At 68.0% G+C, this 6,017-nt stretch carries 5 protein-coding genes; 1 reads left to right on the forward strand and 4 read right to left on the reverse strand.

Annotated elements, in window-relative coordinates; genetic code table 11:
* The 4 genes from VH969_RS06980 to VH969_RS06995 form a co-directional block, all read right to left on the reverse strand.
* Positions 1–335: GTP-binding protein (locus tag VH969_RS06980; RefSeq protein ID WP_331972211.1), on the reverse strand; the 335-nt coding region annotated here is incomplete at its 3' end.
* Positions 316–939 (reverse strand): DUF742 domain-containing protein, encoded by a 624-nt coding sequence (locus tag VH969_RS06985; RefSeq protein WP_331972214.1) that lies wholly within the window; start codon positions 937–939, stop codon positions 316–318. The genes VH969_RS06985 and VH969_RS06980, both read right to left, overlap by 20 nt.
* 119 nt (positions 940–1,058) lie before the next feature.
* Positions 1,059–1,484 carry a roadblock/LC7 domain-containing protein gene (locus VH969_RS06990; protein ID WP_331972217.1) on the reverse strand — a complete coding sequence of 142 codons (426 nt, stop codon included), beginning with the start codon at positions 1,482–1,484 and terminating at the stop codon, positions 1,059–1,061.
* Positions 1,481–4,345 carry a nitrate- and nitrite sensing domain-containing protein gene (locus VH969_RS06995; RefSeq protein WP_331972220.1) on the reverse strand — a complete coding sequence of 955 codons (2,865 nt, stop codon included), beginning with the start codon at positions 4,343–4,345 and terminating at the stop codon, positions 1,481–1,483. The genes VH969_RS06990 and VH969_RS06995 overlap by 4 nt, the downstream gene beginning before the upstream one ends.
* 643 nt (positions 4,346–4,988) lie before the next feature.
* Between VH969_RS06995 and VH969_RS07000 the strand changes: the two genes are divergently transcribed.
* On the forward strand, positions 4,989–6,017 hold a 1,029-nt coding region (locus VH969_RS07000; RefSeq protein ID WP_331972223.1), incomplete at its 3' end, for an ABC transporter substrate-binding protein.

The raw sequence follows: 6,017 nt of genomic DNA on the forward strand, positions 1-6,017 counted from the left end.
ATCGCGCCGCGCACGAGGTCGTCCCACATGAACCAGAAGCGGTGCTGACCCGGCGTACCGAACAGGTACAGGATCAGGTCGCTGTCCAGGGAGACGCGCCCGAAGTCCATCGCCACGGTGGTGGTGACCTTGTTCGGGGTGGCCGTCAGGTCGTCGACGCCAACGCTCGCCTCGGTCATGACCGCTTCCGTGGTGAGCGGAACGATCTCGGACACCGAGCCGACAAGTGTCGTCTTGCCGACCCCGAACCCGCCGGCGACGATGATTTTCGCCGAGGTCGTGGGCTGCGGCGTCGGGCTGCGCGTGCCGCGGGGACTAGAGCCTGCGGAGACCACTGAGCACCCTTTCCATGAATTCGATCGACGGCCGGTCGCCGACGACCATGCCGCTCTGATGGATCAAGACGAGCCCCATGCCGGCCATGTCACCGATCAACACCCTGGCCGCACCGAGCGGCAACTTCAGGTGGACGGCGATCTCCGCGACGGACCTGGTTTCCATGCACAGGTCACAGATCGAACGGTGCTCCTGGCGCACCGCCGCATTCGGGTCCAACCCCCGCTCGCTGGTGGAGACCAGCGCTTCGATTGCCAGGTCGTAATTCGGCCGGGTCCGGCCACCCGTCTTGAAGTACGCGCGTACCAGCGTGCTTTCCTGCGGCGCGGGCGGCGCCACGTGGCTACCCGTATGGTCGCTGAACAGGTCGGCGCTGCTGTCCCAGGAGCCGCCGTCGTTGAACGGAGCCGCCCCACTGTTCTCGGGCCCGACCGCCGGGATTTCCTTGCTGTCCCACGCTCCTTGGGCGGGGATGCCCGTGTCGCCGTACAGCTTCGCGGCTGGACCGCCGAACAGCCGGGCCCGGAACTCGTCGCCTTCGAACCGATTGGACGCGTCGCCGGCGTCTTGCCCGGGTAAATCCCCCCAAGCTTTTTCCGGCATCTTCACTCGCCTCCGATCTGATTCGCCGACACGCCGTCGTTGCGGGTATCCCGGAGCTGGACGCATCCCGTCGTCCGTCGTTCGCTCCGCTCAAGCCGCCGCCGCGCCGTGCGCATGGCCTACCTGCGCTGAGCGCCCTCTAGCTGGGCCCGCAACTCTGGAGTCATCTGCTGGCCGACGCGCTCCATCAGCAGCGTCATCTCGTAGGCGACCACACCGATGTCGCAGTTCGGGGCGGCCAGCACTGCGAGGCACGAGCCGTCCGAAATGGACGACAAGAACAGGTAGCCGCGGTCCATCTCGACCACGGTCTGGTTGACACCACCGGCCTCGAAGCACCTCGCCGCGCCCTGCGTGAGGCTGACGAGGCCGGAGGAGACGGCCGAGAGCTGCTCGGCGCGGTCCCGGGGTAGTCCCTGGGAGCCGGCGAGAAGCAGACCGTCGGCCGACACCACGACGGCATGGGCCACACCGGGAACCTGGCGGACGAAATCTGTGATGAGCCACCCGAAGCTGCCGGGCTGGTTGACGGACGGAGTCGTCACTGCTGCTCCTCGTCTCTGCGAGTGTCCTCGGAACCGGACTGGTCACCAGTGTGGGCCTCGACGAAGGCGTGCCGGCCGCGCCGAACGCCCTGCTGGAAGCTGGACATGCGGTGACGGACGGCCTCGGCCGAGCGCGGTGGCCGTGGCGGAGCCGCTGGTGACGACTCCGCACCGGTCGCCGCATGCCGCGGTGCCGCCGAGCCCGGCACGAGGTGTGCCTTGGGCACCCGCTTGGGCAGGCCGTTCGAGGTCTGCGATTCCGGGGTTTTGTTCAGGAGGGACTGCGCGGCTTGCCAGCCCTCGTCGCCGGGCGAGGTCCAGCCGGTGGGGCTGGTCTCCGGCGCCTGCTCTGCGAGGTCCTCGGCGCCGTTCTCCGTCGCCCGCTCCGCGACGGTCTTGTCGTCGGCGCCGTTCTCGGTTCCCTGCGACGTAGATCCGGTGTCGGCCGCCTCGAACCACTGGGAGAGCACGGCCTCGTAGACCGGCAGCCGCTCGGTCGGCATGTCCGGGGGCGGGTACGGCAGCGCGTTCGCGCCCAGCTGTGGATAGCTCGTCTCGGCCGGCCTCGGAGGCTCGGGCAACGGCGTGCCGAACAGCGCCGAGGGCCCGTCGGCGTGGCCGTTCTGCCCACCCGGCGAATGCTCGATGGAGCCGTTCGCGGGCGCCGTTTCCGTCGTCTGCTCGCCGCCGGGACTGAACGCCGGATAACCGGCGATCTCCTCGGGGGTGCGGGGCTGGCTGGTGTCGCCCTCCTGGCGCCGGGCGCCGAACGCACCCGCGATGCCGGCGTTGCGCACCGGGAGGCTGTTGGCGACGGTGACGGCGGCCAGCGACGAGGTCGTCGAAGTGGCCGACATGGACCGCGACGGCGCGCCGATGGGCTGGACCAGGTCGGGCGGCACGTTGATCCGCGCGATCAGGCCACCCTCGATGTCCTCGTTGTCCCGCAGCCGCACGGTGATGTTGTGCCGCTTGGCCAGCCGGGCGACCACGTACAGACCCATCCGACGGGTCACCGAGACGTCCAGGTCCGGCGGGTCTGCCAGCCGGGCGTTGGCCGCCTCGATCTCCTCCTCGGGCATGCTGACGCCCCGGTCGGTGATCTGGATGGCCAGCTCCTTCTTGCGGGTCATGGCCATCCGCACGGTGACCCTCTTCTCCGGCTCGGAGAAGAAGGTGGCGTTGTCCACCAACTCGGCGATGAGGTGCACGAGGTCGGACACCGCACGGCCCTGGACCGCGACCTCGGGTGCGATGGTGACGTCGACCCGGGTGTAGTGCTCGACCTCGGACACCGCGCCGGCGACGACCTCGGCCACCGGCACCGGGCGGTTGAGCTGGCGGGACAGGCCGGTGCCCGAGAGCACCAGCAGGCTTTCCGAGTTCCGCCGCATCCGGGTGGCCAGGTGGTCCAGCTCGAAGAGCGAGGCCAGCTGGTCCGGGTCCTGCTCGTCCTGCTCCAGCCGGTCGATCAGCGACAGCTGGCGTTCGACCAGTGCCTGGGACCGGCGGGACAGGTTGACGAAGATCGAGTTGATGTTGTCGCGCAGGAGGGCCTGCTCGGTCGCCATCAGGACCGCCTGCTCCTGGACCGCGTCGAACGAGCGGGCCAGCTGGCCGGTCTCCTCGCGGGTGAACACCGCCACCGGCTCGACCGCGTGCTTGGCGGCCTCGGCCGGGTCCGGGTCGGCGAGGATCCGGTTCACCGACGCGGGCAGCCTGCGGTTCGCGACCTCCAGCGCCTCGCGGCGCAGCACCCGCAGCGGCTTCAGCAGCGAGCGGGTGATGAGGGTCATCAGGCCGAGCGCGATGAGCAGCGCGACCAGCACGATCGCGGAGTCGCGCCACGCGGCCGAGGTCGCCTCGTCGGCGAGGGCGTTGGCGTCGTCACGCAGGCCGTTCAGCAGCTCGGTCTCGACCGCGCGCATGTGCTCGAGCGTCGCCGACCCGTCGTTGGTGAGATCCGCGTCGTCGATGTGCAGCTTGGCGTCCTGGCCGGTCCCCGCGGCCTCCGCGGCGGCGATGGCACCGGCCTTGATGCGCTGCCGGTTGTCGACCTCGCGGCCGGAGACCGTGTCGTTGAGGAGCTGGATCTGCGCGGTCGAGGCGTTCGCGCGGTAGTCGGCGAGCGCGGTCGCCGCACTGGCCTGCGCGTCCCGGATGCGGGAGAGCAGGTCGGCCGGGAACTCGTCGCGGGCGGACGCGATCTGCAGGATCGCGTTCTCCTTGCCGACGTTCTCCTTGGCCTCCGACAGCGACTGGATGGCCGTGCTCTCCCGGAGCAGGGTCCGGTCGGTGACCGCGGTGTTGATCTCCCGGCCGAGCCGGACGACCGCGTCGAGCACCTGGGAGTACGCGTTGAACAGCGCGGTGTCCGGGTAGTCCGACTTGTCGACCGTGCGCCGGATGGCGGTCAGCGCGGACAGCCGCTGCAGACCGATGTTGTACCGGTTCTTCGCGGCCTGGTCGTCGGTGTCCAGCGCCAGCGCGGCCTGCTGGGCCGAGTTGATCGCCTGGTCGACGAGGTTGATCTGCGTGTCCAGCTCGGTGCGCGAGCCGGTGTCCTTGCCGGCAGCGACCCGGCGGACGGCGAGCGTGCGCTCCTTCTGCAGCTCGTGGACGACGCTGGTCACGTTCCGGGCGAGATCCACCTGGCTCACCGTCTGGCGGAACTGCGCGGCACGGTCCAGGTCGACGTTCGCCCGCAGGCCACCGAGGACCAACGCCGTGAGCGTCGGTACCACGATGACCGCGATGACCTTGGTCCGCAGCCGCCAGTTGCGCATGCGGAAGCGGGATCCGCCCTTCATGACGCTCGCCGACGGGGCCGGACGCGCCTGCGCGGGATTCTGGTGAGGCACGGCGGCACCATAGTCGGTGCCGTAGCCGGTGCGAGGTGGGATATCAGATGTTGGGTCGGGCACTCCCAGCACTCTCCCTGGTTGTCAAGCCGGTAGCCCGCCAGCTCGAACGGACAAGTACCCCAGTGAGGACGGTCGCCCATCGGGCGCCCCCAGCGGTCGCACACCCGTGCAGCTCTACTCCCCAGCTCCCACTGCCGGGAAGCACGCGCAAGATCATCTGGGCGCGCTCCTTAACCGCTTCGATGTTCCTCTACCTCACTGTGGCCACAGAAGGTAGCGGAGTCTACCCGTTGATGTAAGCCCTCCGGATGGATGGTCACACATCAGGGTAGGAAAAGTCACACGCAGACAACAATTTCTCTCGATCGGTTTAGATGGCCGACTTCGCCGTCCGGGGCGGACTTGTGGCGGACGGTAGTCGTATAGTCACATGCCGTGCGCACGTGAGCCTGGCCGGTACTCGCGGCGCGGTGACCCGACGATCGGCGTCACCCGTATAACCGAAGTGCCTGGCCCGAACGGGCAACTACCAGCACTTTCCGTGACGCTTCCGCCACACTGTAGAGTGGCGCGCTGGTGAACGTGGGCACCTTATCAAGATCAAAAGTTACGGCTCACTCACCCATGAGGAGAGAACGACATGCCCAAGGGCGTCCATGGGCGCGCCATCAGTTCGCGCATTCCCCTACTCGCGACCGGCTTGTTGCTGGTTGCGTCGTTGACCAGCTGTGGGTTGCTCGGCGGGTCGGAGGAGGGCAACGACTCTCCGCAGGGCGGGAACGGCAAGATCGAGACCACCGACCTGAAGGTCTCGATCATGAAGACCACCGACCTGGCGCCGTTCCACCTGGCGATGAAGGAGGGCTACTTCAAAGACGAGGGCCTCAACATCGAGTTCGTCGACTCCCCCTCCGGCGGCGAATCAGTCGGCAAACTGGTCTCCGGCGAAGTCGACATCGCCTACGCCTCCTACACCCCCTTCTTCCTCGCCGAGTCCAAGAAGGCCGCCGAAACCAAGGGCGGCGTCAAACTCGTCGCCGACGCCTCCAGCGCCGGCCCCGGCTCCTGCATGGTCGTGGCCACCCCCAGCTCCCCGGTGAAATCCATCAAGGACATGGCCGGCAAACGCGTCGCCATCACCGCCACCGGCACCATCTCCGACCTCCTCACCATGTCCACCCTCAAAACCAACAACGTGGACTACAAGAAGATCACCTGGGTACCCACCCCCTTCCCCGCCACCGCCGCCGCACTGAAGAACAAAAACGTCGACGCCGCGTTCGTCACCGAACCCTTCATCCAAGACACCATGAAAAACGCCGGCGCCCAACCCATCTTCGACACCGCCGTCGGCCCCACCGCCGACATGCCCACCGCCGGCTGGGGCTCCTCGGGCGACTTCGTCAAAAACAACCCCAACACCATCGCCGCCTTCCAACGCGCCATGCAACGCGGCACCGACCTCGCCCTCTCCGACCGCTCCAAGGTCGAACCCATGCTCGTCGAGTTCTCCGGCGTCGACGCCGACACCGCCAAAATGGCCACCCTGCTCACCTTCCAATCCAAACTCGACGCCACCCGCATCCAACGCGTCCCCGACCTCATGCTCGAGTTCGACGTCATCAAACAACCCATCGACGTCAAAAAGATGATCATCCCAACCGCACCG

Origin of the sequence: Actinophytocola sp. (assembly GCF_036555685.1) — a bacterium.
Taxonomy (GTDB): domain Bacteria; phylum Actinomycetota; class Actinomycetes; order Mycobacteriales; family Pseudonocardiaceae; genus Actinophytocola.